This window comes from Deinococcus hopiensis KR-140, from assembly GCF_900176165.1.
GTDB classification, from domain to species: domain Bacteria; phylum Deinococcota; class Deinococci; order Deinococcales; family Deinococcaceae; genus Deinococcus; species Deinococcus hopiensis.
Window position 1 is genome coordinate 2,533,296 of sequence record NZ_FWWU01000009.1, and the last position, 15,767, is coordinate 2,549,062.

General features: G+C 67.9%; 14 protein-coding genes and 2 tRNA genes. 9 read left to right on the forward strand and 7 right to left on the reverse strand.

What is annotated here, in order from left to right; all coding sequences use genetic code 11:
- Nucleotides 1-14: 14 nt before the first annotated feature.
- From B9A95_RS25665 to B9A95_RS25675, 3 genes are all read right to left on the reverse strand, one after another.
- A tRNA-Ser gene (locus B9A95_RS25665) sits at nucleotides 15-102 on the reverse strand.
- The gene (locus tag B9A95_RS32720) at nucleotides 81-488 is read right to left on the reverse strand and encodes a hypothetical protein (protein ID WP_139806988.1); all 408 of its coding nucleotides are present in this window, start codon (nucleotides 486-488) and stop codon (nucleotides 81-83) included. Before B9A95_RS32720 ends, B9A95_RS25665 begins: the two co-directional genes overlap by 22 nt.
- Before the next feature lie 643 nt (nucleotides 489-1,131).
- Nucleotides 1,132-2,013 (reverse strand): nucleotidyltransferase domain-containing protein, encoded by an 882-nt coding sequence (locus B9A95_RS25675; RefSeq protein ID WP_084049848.1) that lies wholly within the window; start codon nucleotides 2,011-2,013, stop codon nucleotides 1,132-1,134.
- A gap of 296 nt (nucleotides 2,014-2,309) precedes the next feature.
- On the opposite strand from B9A95_RS25675, the gene B9A95_RS25680 reads away from it, so the two are divergent.
- From B9A95_RS25680 to B9A95_RS25690, 4 genes are all read left to right on the forward strand, one after another.
- Nucleotides 2,310-2,945 carry a nucleotidyltransferase family protein gene (locus tag B9A95_RS25680; RefSeq protein ID WP_084049849.1) on the forward strand — a complete coding sequence of 212 codons (636 nt, stop codon included), beginning with the start codon at nucleotides 2,310-2,312 and terminating at the stop codon, nucleotides 2,943-2,945.
- A gap of 313 nt (nucleotides 2,946-3,258) precedes the next feature.
- A complete protein-coding gene (locus tag B9A95_RS34785; RefSeq protein WP_212648381.1) occupies nucleotides 3,259-3,762 on the forward strand; it encodes a metallophosphoesterase family protein in 504 nt (167 codons plus the stop codon).
- Complete coding sequence (locus tag B9A95_RS34790; RefSeq protein WP_212648382.1) at nucleotides 3,729-4,043, forward strand: hypothetical protein; 315 nt, start codon at nucleotides 3,729-3,731, stop codon at nucleotides 4,041-4,043. Before B9A95_RS34785 ends, B9A95_RS34790 begins: the two co-directional genes overlap by 34 nt.
- 42 nt (nucleotides 4,044-4,085) lie before the next feature.
- Complete coding sequence (locus B9A95_RS25690; protein WP_212648383.1) at nucleotides 4,086-4,640, forward strand: DUF421 domain-containing protein; 555 nt, start codon at nucleotides 4,086-4,088, stop codon at nucleotides 4,638-4,640.
- Nucleotides 4,641-4,680: 40 nt separating this feature from the next.
- On the opposite strand, the gene B9A95_RS25695 is transcribed toward B9A95_RS25690, so the two are convergent.
- Nucleotides 4,681-5,235, reverse strand: coding sequence for a hypothetical protein (locus B9A95_RS25695; RefSeq protein ID WP_139806989.1), 555 nt, complete (start codon nucleotides 5,233-5,235; stop codon nucleotides 4,681-4,683).
- A gap of 175 nt (nucleotides 5,236-5,410) precedes the next feature.
- Nucleotides 5,411-5,487: transfer RNA gene (locus tag B9A95_RS25700), tRNA-Ile, on the reverse strand.
- 180 nt (nucleotides 5,488-5,667) lie between these two features.
- Here B9A95_RS25700 and B9A95_RS25705 point away from each other — a divergent pair.
- From B9A95_RS25705 to B9A95_RS25720, 4 genes are all read left to right on the forward strand, one after another.
- The gene (locus tag B9A95_RS25705; protein ID WP_084049851.1) at nucleotides 5,668-6,816 is read left to right on the forward strand and encodes a sensor domain-containing diguanylate cyclase; all 1,149 of its coding nucleotides are present in this window, start codon (nucleotides 5,668-5,670) and stop codon (nucleotides 6,814-6,816) included.
- A 103-nt stretch (nucleotides 6,817-6,919) separates the two neighbouring features.
- A complete protein-coding gene (locus B9A95_RS25710) occupies nucleotides 6,920-9,991 on the forward strand; it encodes an alpha-amylase family glycosyl hydrolase (protein WP_084049852.1) in 3,072 nt (1,023 codons plus the stop codon).
- 112 nt (nucleotides 9,992-10,103) lie between these two features.
- Nucleotides 10,104-10,742 (forward strand): DUF47 domain-containing protein, encoded by a 639-nt coding sequence (locus B9A95_RS25715; RefSeq protein WP_084049853.1) that lies wholly within the window; start codon nucleotides 10,104-10,106, stop codon nucleotides 10,740-10,742.
- A gap of 19 nt (nucleotides 10,743-10,761) precedes the next feature.
- Nucleotides 10,762-11,760: an inorganic phosphate transporter gene (locus tag B9A95_RS25720; RefSeq protein ID WP_084049854.1), complete on the forward strand. Its 999-nt coding sequence runs from the start codon at nucleotides 10,762-10,764 to the stop codon at nucleotides 11,758-11,760.
- 173 nt (nucleotides 11,761-11,933) lie between these two features.
- Here B9A95_RS25720 and B9A95_RS25725 read toward each other — a convergent pair whose 3' ends face one another.
- Both B9A95_RS25725 and B9A95_RS25730 read right to left on the reverse strand, forming a co-directional pair.
- Entirely contained in the window at nucleotides 11,934-12,893 is a 960-nt protein-coding gene (locus B9A95_RS25725) for a quinone oxidoreductase family protein (RefSeq protein ID WP_084049855.1), read from the reverse strand.
- A gap of 9 nt (nucleotides 12,894-12,902) precedes the next feature.
- The gene (locus B9A95_RS25730; protein WP_084049856.1) at nucleotides 12,903-13,712 is read right to left on the reverse strand and encodes a type III pantothenate kinase; all 810 of its coding nucleotides are present in this window, start codon (nucleotides 13,710-13,712) and stop codon (nucleotides 12,903-12,905) included.
- A gap of 89 nt (nucleotides 13,713-13,801) precedes the next feature.
- Here B9A95_RS25730 and B9A95_RS25735 point away from each other — a divergent pair, with 89 nt between their 5' ends.
- Nucleotides 13,802-15,712 (forward strand): acetate--CoA ligase, encoded by a 1,911-nt coding sequence (locus tag B9A95_RS25735; protein WP_084049857.1) that lies wholly within the window; start codon nucleotides 13,802-13,804, stop codon nucleotides 15,710-15,712.
- Nucleotides 15,713-15,767: the final 55 nt, after the last annotated feature.

Consider the following 15,767-nt stretch of genomic DNA (forward strand, 5'->3'; position numbering starts at 1 on the left):
CCTGCTGTAGGTACTGGCGAGGGGTGAGGGATTCGAACCCCCGGTAGGTTGCCCTACTACGGTTTTCAAGACCGTTGCCTTCAACCACTCGGCCAACCCCCCTTACGGTGGGTGCGTCCCGGAGCCTTCCCGGTGGGAACCGTTCCGAGCGCGAAAGGAAGTATAGGGACCTCCCCCCACCTTGTCAACGTGTGGCCGCAGGCCGCACCTTCACCGTCCCCCGCCTCCTTCCGGGTGGCGCCGCGAATGGCCGCAACGAGGCGCTCGGCTTCCGCAGGAAGCGGCACCTCCAGCGCAGCGGGCAGCGCCGCCTGAAGGTCCAGCAGGACGCCGCATTCCACCCGCCCAGCAGGGCAGGCAGGTCGTGGACGCCCACCTTGGAGCGCGCACCCTCCTGGTGGGGACGGTGCGCAGGCCCACAGGTCCGCCAGCGGCAGGAGACGGCCAGGATCAAAGGCGGAACTGCCGTCAAAGTCGGCCTCGTGCATCTCAGAGATTTTGCGCTTGGCGGGAACGCGCCGAGGGCAGGGGAGCGGTCCAGCCGCCGCACAATGCACCTGGCCGCCTCGGCGGGCGAAGGGGGCGGGCCGTGCCTCATAGGGACGCCGCTGGCAAAGCGCACGGGCAGCGTTTCCAGCTTGGTTCGCGGGCCCACGGCCAGCCGCGGCGGGGCATGAAGCCCACCGCATCCGCCAGGGGAGCCCACCCGCTGTACGCCAGCCGTTCGCCCCCACTTTCCCCCGGTGGGGCAGCGAAAGGAGACCCGTGCCGGCCGGGGGCATACCGCAGACCAGCCGGTACGGGAGAAAAGGCTTCCAGCGCAAGCATCTGCGGATATCTGCCCCCGTACAGCGCGAGGTCCGCTCCCCGTCGTCAGCCCCCCCTTCCCGAGCCTCCCGACGGAAATGCCGTAGGGCTGCCTGCCGTTGCGGGCGCAGCAGTTGCCAGCCGCCGACCGAAGACGGGCTGCTCCGGATCCAGCCACACCTTGCGTTTGCCCGCGCGCGCGGCCTACCGCCCATGCCGAGGACGGGTTGCGCGCCGTGAATTGGTTCGGGGCCATGGAGGACCCTTCCGGAACCGTGGAGGGCAGGGCGCCGCCAGGTTGGAAAAGGGAGGGAACAGCAGGGCCTACCACTCCAGGGCTGCGTGGCGGGCACGCAGCAACCAGGCCTCCACCCGGGCATAATCGGGGCGCTCGGGCAGAGGCGTGGAAGCGTAGGCCCGGCCGAATTCAGCGTGAAGCGAAAGCCGCCAGCGCTCCACTTCCGCCCACGGCACTTCCCCACGCTTGATGGCGAGGAGCAGCTCCCGCCGCTCGCCCACATGCACCTCCATCTCGCCGCGCGAGAGCACCGCCACGCCGCTCAGGAGCAGGCGCAGCAGGTGCATGGCGTGTTTCCAGCGCACCTCGCCGTGCTGGCGCAAGTCGGCCTCCAACCGCTTGAATTGGCCCATCACGTAGCCGTTGTAGGTCTGATACACCAGGCGGCTCAGGAAAGCGTCGCGAACCGACAGCAACTCGGTGGCCAGGGGTGTGGCGCGCTGCACCAGGGGACTGTGCAGCACCTCCAGCACGTTAGGGTTGGCCTTCAGGGCCAGCAGCACAAACTTGCGGGCTTCCCAGTACACTTCCTCGCCGAATTCCAGCTGTTCGGGCACCTCCGCCAGACCCCAGTGGTCCCGGGCAGGCGGCAGGTAAAAGCCGCGCAGGTCCGTGTCACTCTCGGAGGTGGCGAGCCCGAAGGCCCGGCTGCCCACCACGCAGCGGTACTGGATATAGGGCGTAAAGTCCCGCTCGGCGTCCGGCAGGGCATTTTTCTCGTGCCGCCGCACGGTGAGGGCCGCGCGGGCCAGCGTGGCTTCGGTGCCGTCGGCAAAGCGCACCCGGTAGGCATGTCCGGGATCACCGGGGGCGCGGACAATCACCGCCACCGTCCCCGCCGGGTGTGCGGCGACGGGCAGGCGCGTCACGATGCTGGTGCCCACGGGCAACACGGGGGGTAAGGTCATGGCAGGGCTCCTGAGATGGGGGCGGGGCCCGGAAAGCCGATACCTCCGCGCTCCTCAGCGTAGTTCGCTTCGCCGGTGTGCGCCTATCCCTCATCTGGCGGATGGGTGGCCCAGATCGGCTGGGCTGCCCAACCCTCAAGGTGTCTTGCCCCCCGTCAAATCTGAGAGCCGCGACAGGCGGTGAGGCTGGGGCGTGACGTGCAAACACCTCACCCAGAGGCGGTCCCAGAGATGACCGGAGGCCTGGGGCCGCAGACGCGCGACTTCTAATCCTGAATAGCCTCAATGTCTCCGGCGTGCCCTACCTGCTGGAAGGAGCCTATGCCTTTGCCCAGTACACCGGCATCGAGCGGCACACCAGGGACTCGGACGTCTTTACGCGCCGGGAAGACGCGCCCCGCCTCCTCGCCGCTCTACGCGAGGCGGGCTTTGAGACGGACGTACCCTACCCCTATTGGCTGGCCAAGGCGCACCACGGCAAAGATTTCGTGGACGTGATCTACAGCAGTTCCAACGGGCTGGGACGGGTGGATGACGCCTGGTTTACCCATGCGCCTGAGCAGGAGGTGTTCGGCGTGCCTGTGCGGCTCGTGCCCGCCGAGGAGATGATCTGGCACAAAGCCTACGTGTGCGAACGCTTCGACGGCGCGGATGTGGCCCACCTGCTGCGCGCCCGTGCCGGGGAGCTGGAGTGGGGCCGCCTGACGACCCGCTTCGGTGCCCACTGGCCGCTGCTGGCCCACCTGACGTTCTTCGGCTTCATCTACCCGGGCGAGCGCCACCGCCTTCCCCAGGATGTGCTGCGCGGCCCGCTGATCCGCCTGTACGCCCAGAAGGACCTGAACACCCCCGAGGAGAAGGTCTGTCAGGGGCCCCGGATCTCCCGCGAACAGTACCTCCCCGACGTGCGGACGTCGGCCAGGGGTACATGACGCCCGAGAACGTGGCGCACTGGACCGCGGCGATGGGGAAGGCGGAAGGGGCAGGAGAGCGGTGGAGCTCGCGGGGCGGCGCCCCGCTCTGCTCCAGCGCTTTGCCGGCTTGACGGAAGAGGATCGAAAAACCCGCTCCACCGCCCGCCCTCCCACCACTTCGCCCAACGCCGAAGCAGCGTGTCGCCGGCCTCTTCCGGTCCAGTGGGCGCGCAACCCAGCCTTCAGATGAATGGGGCGACCGAGCAAAACAGGTGCCGCCACACCTGCTCCCCCTGCCCTCAACCGCCACCCACCTCCCTGAGGAGACCCCATGATCCCCACCAGAACCACCGTCCGAATCGCCGCCGTGAGCGGCGTTCACCGTACCCGCACCTCGGCAGGTACCCTCGCTCCCCTTCTCAAGCAGGCGGCCAAAGACGCCGACATCCTCCTGCTCCCCAGAGACCTGACCGACTACGGCACGGCCGACGAGGCCCACAGCCTGACGAAGGAACTCGCCGCAGTCCGTATCCCCACCCTCGCCGTGCTGGGCAACCATGACTTCGAGAGCGGCACTCCGGAGGACGTGCGCGGCGTGCTGACGGAGGCGGGCGTGACCGTGCTGGACGGCGAGGCCTGCGAGGTTCACGGGGTGGGCTTTGCGGGGATCAAGGGCTTCGGCGGTGGATTCGGGCGCTGGACGCTGGGTTCGTGGGGAGAGGCACCCATCAAGGCGTTCGTGCAAGAGGCGCTGAAGCTGGAAGCGGCCCTCGCCCGGCTGCACACCCCCAGCGCGTCGCCGTGCTGCACTACGCGCCCACCGCTGCCACCGTAGAAGGCGAGCCGCCGGAAATATTTCCGTTTCTGGGTACCCCCCACCTGGAAACACCGCTGACGCGCGGGCCTGTGGCCGACGTCTTTCACGGACATGCCCACGCGGGCACCTTTCGGGGACAGCTCTCGAACGGCACGCCCGTCTTCAACGTGGCGCTGCCCCTCATGAGAAGACTTCGCCCCGACGCGCCCTATCACCTGCTGGAAATCCAACCGGAGGAGGCAGGTAGAGCAGAAGGCTGGCCCCCCGCTCCCGATGTCCGCCAAGGCGGCTTCACCTGACCGTCAGGACGGACGGGGGGGCAGCGGGGCACACTCGGGGACGTGGCTGGACGCAGCGAGACCCAAACCCTATGGAAAATCGACTGGCACGCGCTGATAACGCCGCAGGTGGCCCTGCCGGAGATCGTGCTGCGCGGCACGCTGATGTACCTGGCCCTGTTCCTGATTCTGCGCCTCGTCCTGAAGCGCGAGTCGAGCGGACTGGGCGTCACGGACCTGCTGGTGGTCGTGCTGATCGCCGACGCGGCGCAAAACGCCCTCGCGGCCGATTACCGTTCGGTTCCCGAGGGCATTCTCCTCGTGCTGACCATCATCTTCTGGAGCTGGTTTCTCAACTGGCTGGGCTACCACGTGCCCCTGTTTGAACGCCTGGTCCATCCGCCACCGCTGCCGCTGGTGCGGGGCGGAACGCTGTTGCGGCGCAACATGCGCCAGGAACTGATCACCGAGACCGAACTGCTGAGCCTGCTGCGCGAACAGGGCGTCGATGACCTGGCAGAGGTGCAGGTGGCCTGCATGGAGGGCGACGGCAGCATCAGCGTGATCACGCGTGGGCGGGGAGCCGCCCGCTCGGGAAAGGACCGGCAGTGGCCCTAATCCGGCTCCCGCCCACGGGACGCCCCACCGCTCCTGCAAATCAGTTTCCGGCGCGCAGCACGAGGGAAGTGCCGTCCACCGCGAGCCCGTGGGCGCGGACCACCGCGTACCCCACGAAGTCCTGGCCCATTAGCAAATCGAGCTCAAGCCGGTCGAAAAAGGACGTGAGGTTGAGCCGCCGGGCGACGGTCACCCCCACGGTCTGCCGCGACAGGAGGTACACCGTTCCGCGCGGCCAGCCCTCCAACACCCCGCACAACTCGTGAATGCACACCCCGCACGTCTGCACGCCGCCCAGATCCAGGGCGAGGGCGGAGGCGAGCGCCGCCTCGCCGCAGCCTCTTAGGACCGGGGAAGTCGGACCGTCCGGGTCCTCGTCCAGCTGCCCCGGCGTGCCGCGCCATTCGCCGCCCACACCGTCCGTCTCTCGCAGACGCAGGTGGGCGTGCAGCAGGTCCGCGCTGTCCTGCACGGTCAGGGCCAGGGCTCCACGTGCCCGCAGCTCCGGCAGGTGGAGGAAGCGCGCGTCCAGCCGGGCAAACTGCTGAAGAGTCAGCTCGGCGCAGCATTGCGGCGGGTGGGGGGCATAGAGCACACGCAACGGCGGACCTCCTGTGAGGAGACGCCCACAACGGGGCCAGAAACGGGACGCGCCTCCATAGTACGCCCGCGCCGGTGCCTCCAACCATCCCCATGGGAGTCGCCCGGAGAACATGTCGGCCGCGCAAAATAACGGACCCCACCTGTGAAGGTGGGGAACGCTCTTCTCTTGGTGCGGATGCCCAGACTTGAACTGGGGACCTCACGCTTATCAGGCGTGCGCTCTAACCAGCTGAGCTACACCCGCGCACCTTCTGTCTCCCGCTGCTTGCGGGCGGGAGTCAATGTAGCAGGGGCAGCGCGGAGTGTCAACGGGCCCGCTGGAACCACGGCGCCCGCTCCGTTGAAGCGCCGATGTGAAAAATACCCCCAACGGGGGCAGGCACGTGTCAGGTTCCGGTGAGGAACGGCGTGGTTTGCTGGAGCTATGCGAGATCCCTTCCTGCCCTTCCCAGACGTGCTGTCGCGGGCGCGCGGCTGGCGGGAAGGAGGTCTGTTTCGGCGTGAACCCCGGCGGCGCGACACCTATCAGGTCGTGCTGCCGCTGGCACTGCTGGGGACGCTCGTGCCGCTGGCGCTGGACCGTCCCGCTCCCGCCACCCCGCTGGCTGACGTCACGCCCTTTCAGGTGGCCCTGGTCAGCGTGATGCTGCTGCTGTCGCTGGTGCGGCGCTGCCCGCTGTGGGTGCTGGACCTGCTGCTGCTGCTGGGCGGCTGGCTGTCAGTGCTGGGCCAACTGGGAGTCGCCCTGTTCGCGCCGGACGTGCCGCAACGGGCGGCCATCCTGGGCAACACGGTCCCGTGGTTCCTGGTGCTGCTCCTCGCCCACACCTGGCTGCTGGGAGCGCGGCGCGGCACCTGGCTGAGTGTGGGAGCACTGGGGGTGACGTTGGTCCTGACCATCGCCTTCGCGTCGGGACCGATGAACAGCTGGGGGGAAGCGGGCCGCGCCCTGCTCAGCCCCCTGTTTCAGCTGCTGCTGGCGGGGGGCATCGCGTTGCTGGGACAGCACACTTCGTCCCGCCGAGCGACCACCTGGGCGCGGCAGGGGCTGTGGGGCGGCATTCCTGACGAGGCGCGCGATCCCCTGACCGGCCTGCCGGGGCGCTGGGCCTTGGAACAGGTGGTGGCCTCGCAGCTGCCCGCCCGCGCGACGGGGCTGGCGGTGGCGGTGATCACCGTGGACAACCTGGAGGACATGGCGGCGGCCCGGGGCGACGTGTTCACGGAAGTGTTGCGCGCCCACGTCGCCCGCACCTTGAGCGTGTCCATCCGCGACGAGGACGTGGTGGGTTGCCTGGAGGACGGGGCCTTCGCCGTACTGATGCGGGTGCCCGACGCCCGCTTCGCCCGCTCCACCTGCGAGCGGCTGCGGGTACGCGTGGCCTCGCGACCCCTGAACGGTGTGCTGCCCACCGTGAGCATCGGCGTCGCCTTCTGGCACGAGCACCCCAGCGTGGAAGGCCTGCTGCGGGAAGCCCGCCAGGCCATGTTGCGGGCCCGGCAGGACGGCGGCAACCGCGTCCAGCTGCTGCCCGAGACCCACGGCACCTTGCCCCCTGCCGTACTTGTTTAAAGCTGCTCATCCTTCCGGACCCCTCGCCGCCGGCTGCTGAGAAACGGCTGATGTAGAGGTCCGGCTTGACATACGGCATATCTAGACCGTCCAATATTCCTAAATGAAACGCTTCCAAAAGGTGGGGCGCGCGAGCGCCCTGGCGGCCCTCACGTTGTCTCTGTCGGCCTGCGGCCAACTGCTCCCTCCCCAGAACGGAGGTGCGTCGGCCCAGGACTGGCAGGGCGAGGTGATCTACTTCGCGCTCACGGACCGCTTTGCCAACGGTGATGCGGCCAATGACAACGGCCCAAATCGCGACGCCGGGGACCGGACGGACAAGACCAACCCGCTGGGCTGGCACGGGGGCGACTTCTCCGGGCTGAAAGCCAAAATTGAGGAAGGCTACTTCCAGAAGATGGGTTTCACGGCCCTCTGGATCAGCCCGGTGGTGCTGCAAGTGCCCGCCATCCCGGTAAGCAGCGGGCCCACCAAGGGGAAAGCCTTTGCGGGCTACCACGGCTACTGGGCCGACGACTTCTTCCAGATTGATCCACACTTCGGCACCCTGGCCGAATACAAGTCGCTGGTCCAGACGGCGCACAGGTACAAGCTCAAGGTCATCCAGGACGTGGTGGTCAACCACGCAGGCTACGGCTCAACGCTGACCAAGGACCATCCCGAATGGTTCCACACGCAGGCCGAGTGCGGCGCGAGCACAAGCAAGGATGAGGACTGCGCGCTGGCGGGCCTGCCCGATTTCAAGCAGGACCTGCCCGAGGTCACCACATACCTCAACGACTTTGTGAACCACTGGCGCACCCAGACGGGCATCGACGGACTGCGAATCGACACCATGAAGCACGTGCCTGCTGCGTACTGGAAGCAGTTCTTCGCGGCTGGGGGCGCGGGTGACCCAGCCAAACTGTGGTCCGTGGGCGAAGTGTTCAATGGGGACCCGGCCTTCCTGGCACACTACATGAATGACCTCGGCGCGCCCAGCGTGTTCGACTTCGCGCTGTACTTCGCCATGAAGGACAACCTGTCCAGCGCGGGGGGCAACCTGGACCGGGTGGCGGACGTGTTCGCCAAAGACGGTGTGTACCGCGATCCCACCCGGCTGACCACCTTCGTGGACAACCATGACGTGCGGCGCTTTGTCAGCGAGGTGCAGGAGCGGGGTGGAAGCGCGGCGCAGGCCACGGAACGGCTGGACCTGGCCCTCAGCCTGCTGTACACCTCGCGCGGCACGCCGAGCGTGTACCAGGGCACCGAGATCGCCCAGCCCGGGCTGGGCGATCCCTACGATTACGTCTTGGGACAGGGCAACCGCGAGGACATGAACTTCAACGCCCTGTCGCAGAGCACGCTGGACGAGCGCCTGGCCGCCCTGGCAACCGCCCGTAAGACATACCCGGCCCTCACGCGGGGCGCGCAGCAAGAACTGTGGCGGCCCAACGGCGGCGCGCCCATCTTGGCCTACCGCCGGGTGGTGGGGGGCGGACAGCCCGTGGTGGCGGTGATCAACAACGGCGACAGCCCGGTGGATCTCTCCACCCTCAGCGGCGGTGGAATTCCACTGTTGGGCACCTTCGCGGGCAGCGCCCTCACCGAAATCACTGGGCGCGCCTCGGGGCTGAAGATCAGCGGCGGCAAGCTGGTGGGCACCGTGCCTGCCCGGACAGCCCTCGCCGTGACGGCCCCCACTGGAAGCGGGGCGGCGGGCACCATCAACCCAGCATTGCCCGAGGTGGTGGGTCTGCGCGCGGATGCTGGCGACAGCGCCGTGCAGCTGACCTGGACGGCTTCCAACGGCGCCAGCGTCACGGGCTACCGCATGTACGTCAAGTCGGGCAGTGGACAAGAACGCCTGCTGAACTTCGCGCCGCTGCCAAAAGACCAGACCACCTTCCTCGCTTCCGGCGTGACGAACGATCAGGCGAGCACCTTCCGGGTGGTGACGGTGGACGCGCAGGGAGCGGAGAGCAAGGGCAGCAGCGTCACCGCCACCGCGAGCAGCAAGAACACGGTCAAGGTCACCTTCACGGTAGACGCCCGCAGCCAGGGCAACGGCCCCACCGAGCTGCGCCGCTTCGACACCGGGCAGCAGATCGTCTATCCCATGACGCAGTCGGACCGGGGTATCTGGAAAACGGACGTGGAACTGCCCCTCTTCCGCGAGGTGAAGTTCAAGTTCGGCAACAACGGCGCGGGAGCCAAGAACACAGGTTACGAGGGCCCCGGTCAGGGTGACCGCTCCTACGTGGTGGGGACGAACAACAACAGCTACAGCGGCACCTACGACTTTATCGAGAAGCCCGTGCCCACAGGGTTGATCGAGGGCAAGGTGACGGCCGCGGGCGCGGCGCTGAGCGGCGCGCTCGTGGCTTCCACCACCGCCGATCCCAACCTGAACTACGCGATCACCTTCTCCGACGGCAGCTACACCCTGTTCGCCCCGGCAGGAGCCCAGACATTGAGAGCGGGGGCGGACGGCTATCAGGAGCGTACGCAGCAGGTCACGGCTCCGAAGACGGGGGTGAACTTCGACTTGGTCAGGGGCACCTCAAGCGGCCCCAAGGTCGGCAAGTACACCATCGACGGGGACCTGGGCGACTGGACCACCCCCAAGGCCAACGTCCAGAGTCCGAAAGAAGGCGTATTCGGGGCAGACAACAACTGGTTGACCCTTCAGGCCGACAGCGACGACACATACCTGTACCTCGCCTACACCTACCGGGTGGCGGGCAACAGCGCCCTGCTGTATCTGGACCTCAAAGACGGTGGGGCGGGCAAGGCCGACGGCTTCGACGCCTGGAAACGGGCGGCCACCTTCAGCGGTGGGATGGGCGGTGTGGACGCCTTCGTGGCCCGGTATGAGCGGGAAACCACACAGCTGCGACTGGTTAAGGGCGATACCGCCACGCAGGAGGTGGCCGCCAGCGGCTACACCCTCGCCACAAGCGGCAGCACGGCGGCCCAGACCGTCGAAGTGGCGATTCCCTGGACTGCCCTGGGCCTGTCCGTCAGGCCTGCGGGTGGCGTAAACGTGGTGGGCGGCATTTTCGGCGGCGAAGGCTACGGCGCGGGCGACATCGTTCCCGACGCCGGCAGCACGCCGCCCGGCGCGAACACCATCGGCACGGACGCTGAGCAGCGCCGCGCGACCTTTACGCAGCCCCTCAACGTGAAGTAAACGGTTTACACTCATCCCCGTGCGGGAGGCCCGGCCCCGGAGCCTCCCGTTTTCGCTGCGCCTCGCCCTGACAGAGGGCTGACACAGAGGCGAAGAATGGGAGGGAAACGTCATGGTCCTGTCACGATTTATGCCACGCAACCCGCAATTCAGCGCCAAGTTCGCTGAGGCGGCCCGCAATGCCCACGCCACCGCCCAGGCCCTCGTGGACCTGCTGGAGAACTACACGGACGTCGAACGCAAGGTGCAGAAGGTGCGTGACCTGGAGCATGAGGGCGACCGCATCACGCGGGAGATCACCAACCTGCTCGCTGAGTCCTTCATCGTGCCCTTCGACCGCGAGGACATCCTGGCGCTGAACAATGAACTCGACGACCTCGTGGACGATATGGAGGACGCGGCGCGCAAGCTGAGCCTGTACGGTATCGAAAAGCCCCTGCCGCAGATGGTGCAGCTCGCCCGCGTGGTGGAGCAGCAGTGCGCGCTGCTGGCCCAGGGCATGCCCCTGATCGAAGACGCCGGGCGCGTGCGCGAACTCACCGCCCTGGCCGGGCAGATCCGCACCCTGGAAGACGAGGGCGACACCATCAGCGATGAGGTGCAGCGCACCCTGTATCAGGGCGTGACGGACGTGCCCGGAATGATCCGCGCGATGCGGGGCGGCGAGATCGCCAACCTGATCGAGGACGCCTCAGACCAGGCGCAGCGGGTGGCCAAGACCGTCGAGAGCATCCTGCTCAAGAACGCGTGAGCGGCGGGCACTGACCTCTATGGAACCTGCCTTTATCGGCCTCGTGGCCATCGTCGTGCTGGCGCTGGCCTTTGATTTCATCAACGGCTTTCACGACACCGCCAACGCCATCGCCACTTCCGTCGCCACCAAGGTGCTGACCCCCGCCCAGGCCATCGCCATGTCGGCGGTCCTGAACGTGGTGGGTGCACTGATGGGCACCGCCGTCGCCAAGACCATCTCCAAGGACATCATTCCGCAGGAATACGCCACGCTCGAACTCGTGGGGGCGGCGCTCGTCAGCGCGATCGTCTGGAACCTGTACACGTGGTGGAAGGGGCTGCCCAGTTCCTCCAGCCACGCGCTGATCTTCAGCCTCGTCGGGGCGGGCGTGGCGGCGGGCGGCTGGGGCATCATCATTCCCAAGGGCGTGAAAAAGACGCTGACGGGCCTGGTCACGAGTCCGGCGCTGGGCTTCGTGGTGCCCATCGTGCTGATGGGGCTGCTGTCCTGGCTGGCGCTGCGCTGGATGCGGCCCCGGACCGTGACGCGCACCTTTCGCTGGGCGCAGATCCTCAGCGCCGCCTTCATGGCCTTCTCGCACGGCGGCAACGACGCGCAAAAGACCATGGGGATCGTCACCTTCGCCCTCAGCGCGTACTACAACCAGAAGTATGACCTCGTGCCGTTGTGGGTGGTCCTCTCCGCTGCGGGAGCCATGGGCCTGGGCACCGCGGTGGGCGGCTGGCGCATCATCAAGACGATGGGCTTCAAGGTGGTGGACCTCAAGCCGGTGGACGGCTTCGTCGCCGAGACGAGCGCTGCGCTGATTATCCATACGGCCAGCACGCTGGGCGTTCCGGTCAGCACCACCCACACCATCAGCACCGCCATCATGGGCGTGGGCACCACCAAGGGCTTCAAAAAGGTCAAGTGGCAGGTGGCAGGCCGCATCGTGACCGCCTGGATTACCACCATTCCGATCTGCATCGCGCTGGGTTGGCTGGTGTACAAGGTAATTCAGCTGGTGGGAGCGTAAGGGCCTTTGGCCATTGACCTTTGATCAGGCTTCCGGTTCATCCGTGATGAAGTCACGGGCCAACCCGAGCGGACGCGCAACGCTGCGCTGCAGACGGGATGGAACGGACGATCTGGAAACCGTATGACAAAAGGGGGGGAGCGCTTCCAGGTGAGGCCTCCCCCCCTTTTGGTTCAGGGGAGCAGCAGCACCTTGCCGCTGCTCTGGCGGCTTTCGAGGAAGGCGTGCGCCCCAGCACCGTCTGCGAGGGGGAAAGTGCGGGCGATACGGACCTTGAGGGCCCCGGACCGCAGCAGATCGAAGAGGGAGGCGGCGCGGCTGCGGCGGTCCTCGGCGGTTCGGAGGATGTTCCAGAGATCGCCGCCAGTCAACGACCTTGACGTGTCCATCAGCATCCGGGGGTCCACAAGCGGGGGATCGCCACCCGCCATGCCGTAGAAGACGACGTGGCCGCCCACCCGCGCCGCCTCAAGGCTCTGGGCAAGTGTGCTTCCCACCGAGTCGTACACCACGTCCACACCCTCGCCGCCGAACGCGCGGGCCGCGCCCACCCAGTCTTCCGGGTACAGCCGGACCTCGTTCGCGCCCGCTTCCAATGCCTGTTCCGCCTTCACGGGCGAGGAAGTCAGGCCCAGCACCCGCGCGCCCGCCGCCCGCGCCAGTTGCACCAGCAGCAGGCCTACACCTCCCGCCGCCGCCTGGACGAGCACCGTCTCCCCTGCCCGCACCGCGTGGCTGTCGCACGTCAGAAACTGCGCGGTCAGGCCCTGGAGAAGCAGCGCCGCCGCGGTTTCGGGCGAGATGTCGTCCGGCAGTGGGATAAGTTTGTCCTCCGGCACGGCCACGAGTTCGGCATTGGCATACGGACTGTCGGCAAAGGCCACCCGGTTTCCGGGGCGAAAGGCACTGCCTGGGGGCACGGCCTCGACCACGCCCGCCGCCTCGTATCCAGCGATGTACGGCGGCTGCCCGGCGAGGTGGTAGCGCCCCTGACGGCGGTACACATCCGCGAAGTTCAGGCCAATGGCCTGCGTCCGCACCAGGACTTCTCCAGCAGTGGGCAGGGGGTCCGGCACTTCCCGGTACTCCAGAACCTCGGGGCCACCGAAGCGGCTGAAGGTGAGGGCGTTCATGGGTAAAGGCTACTCCCAGGCCGAGGCGCTGTTCTCGGATCGGCTCGCCCACAACTCCACCAGCCCGCGCAGGGTCAGCGTCTCGTCGTAGTGGTCGATCTCGCGGCAGATGCCCTCCACGGTGCGGGCAAAGCCCCCAGTGGCGACGGCGACGGCGGGGGCGGGCAACTCGGCGCGCACCCGGCGCAGCAGGCCGTCCACCATCTCGGCGTAGCCGTACACCAGCCCCGATTGCAGGGCATGGACGGTGTTCTTGCCGATGGCGCTCTGCGGCGCTTCCAGATTGATGCGCGGCAGCTTGGCGGCGCGGGCGAAGAGGGCGTCGGCGCTGACCTGCGCGCCCGTCGCGAGAATGCCCCCCACGAAGCGGCGGCCCCGCCCGATCACATCGAAGTTGGTGCTCGTCCCGAAATCCACCACCACGGCGTACTCGTACTTACGCAGATACCGCTCGGCTCCGAACAGGTTGCACAGCCGGTCCGCGCCCACCGCTCCCGGCTGATCGAGTTCTACCGTCACGTCGGGCAGGTTCTCGCTCCGCACGTCAAAGGCCGTGACGCCAAAGTGTCGCCTCAGCGCCAGGGCGTAATTCTCACCCACGGGCGGCGCGACGCTGCTCAGCACGGCGGCGCGGGGCACGGAAACCCCAGCCAGGGCGAAGAGGCCGTGCAGTTGCAGCGCCACGTCGTCCGGCAGCATGTCGCGGTTGGTCCGCACGCGCCAGGTGTGTGTGAGTTGTAGCCGCTCGTCGGTCAGGCCGAGGACCGTGCTGGTGTTGCCGATGTCCACGGCGAGGAGGGGAAAAGAGGTGGCGGGCACGGGGCCGATTGTAGGCGCTGGTGTGCTTGCGGCGGAACGCGGTAGGGTGCGGGCCTCATCCGAGCCGCACGCACCCTGGAGGTTTCCCCATGGAAAATGCCCTGTTGGACCAGCCCCTCGTGCCCGCCACCGAAGCGTTGCGGTCCACCGCCCCCGTGTCGGAGTCGGAGGCCGCTCGACTGCTCGCCCTCGAGCCCTCCGAATATTGGCTGGAAATCGCCCGCGAGTTGACCTGGAACACTCCGCCCACCACCGCGCTGGAGGGTGGCCTGGGCGACTTCCGCTATTACCCCGGAGCCACCGGTAACGTCAGCGTGAATTGCCTGGACCGCCACCCGCCGGGGCAAACGGCCCTGCTGTACGAGCGCGAGGACGGCCTACGCGAAACGTGGACCTACGGCGAACTGACGGACGCCACGGCACGCTTCGCGGCGGCGCTGCAAGACCTCGGCGTCTCCCGGGGAGAACGGGTGGCGATCTATCTCGGCAACGTCCCCGAGGCCTTTATCGCCATTCACGCCTGCTACCGCATCGGCGCGATCTACTCGGTGATCTTCGCGGGCTTCAGCGCCTCGGCGGTGCGGGACCGCCTGGAGGACGCGCGGCCCCGGGTGGTGGTCTGTACGGACGCCACCCTGCGGCGGGGAAAAGCGGTGCCCCTGAAGGCCACGCTCGACGAGGCGGTGGCGGGGCTCGACATCCCCCACGTGATCGTCGCCCGGCGGGTGGACCCCGACTTTCCGCTGCGGGGAGGCGAGCACGACTTCCATACCCTGCTGCGCGCCACCACCCGCCGCGCCCAAGCGGTGAGCCTGGAGGCGAACGAGCCCGGCTTCATCATCTACACCTCGGGCACCACCTCCAAGCCCAAGGGCCTCGTCCACGCGGGGATCGGCTTTCTGGCGGGGGCGTATGCGAACGTGAAGTGGGCGCTGAACCTCCGCGCCGAGGACGTGTACTGGTGTACGGCGGACGTGGGCTGGCTGACCTTCCCCATCTTCGCGCTGGTGGGCGGACTCGCGCATGGAGCCACCCACGTGATCTACGAGGGCGGCATCGACACGCCCAGCCCGGCGCGGCCTTACGAGGTCATCGGGCGCTACGGGGTGAACAAGGTCTTTACCGCCCCCACCGCCCTGCGGATGCTGCGGCGGGCGGGCGACGCGGCGCTGGCCGGGCATGATCTGAGCCGCCTGGACCTTATCAGCCTGGTGGGCGAGCCGCTGGACCCGGAGACCTGGCACTGGACGCAGGGCACCCTGGGCGCAGGCCGCATCTTCCTGAACAACACCTATGGCCAGACCGAGACGGGCACCGCCTGGGCGAGCAGCATGGTGGGCCTCACCCCCACCCGGCCCGGCAGCTGCGGCCACCCCCTTCCCGGCTACCGGGCCAGGGTGATGCGGGGAGACGGCAGCGAGGCAAAGCGCGGTGAACTGGGAGCCCTAACCCTCACCGAGCCGTTTCCCTGCCTGGCGCGGACGGTGTGGGGAGACCACGGGCGCTACGCGCAGACCTACCTCTCGGATTTCCCCGGCAGCTACGCGGCCAGTGACGCGGCGCTGATCGACGCTGACGGGCAGCTGTGGGTCACAGGGCGCCTCGACGACGTGATGAACGTGGCCGGGCACCGCATCGGCACGATGGAGATGGAAGCGGCGCTCATCACCCACCCTGCGGTCAGCGAGGCCGCCGTGGTGGCCCAACCCGACGAGATCAAGGGGTCGGTGCCTGTGGCGTTTGTGGTGCCCAGGGGCGACGCGCAAGTGGGTGAGGCGCTGGAGGCCGAACTCACAGCGGCCATCGTGCAGGGCGTGGGTCCCATCGCCCGGCCCGCCCGCGTGATCGTCACGCCCACGGTGCCCCGCACCCGCAGCGGCAAGATCATGCGCCGGTTGCTGCGTGACCTGCTTGTGACGGGCGAGGTGAAGGGGGACCTGACCAGCCTGGAAAACCCGGACGCGATTGAGGTGGTGCGGAAGAGGATTGCGGAGGGCTAGGCGAAAAAGGCAGATGGCCGAGGCAACCACCGCCTTCAGCCATCTGCCATCCGCC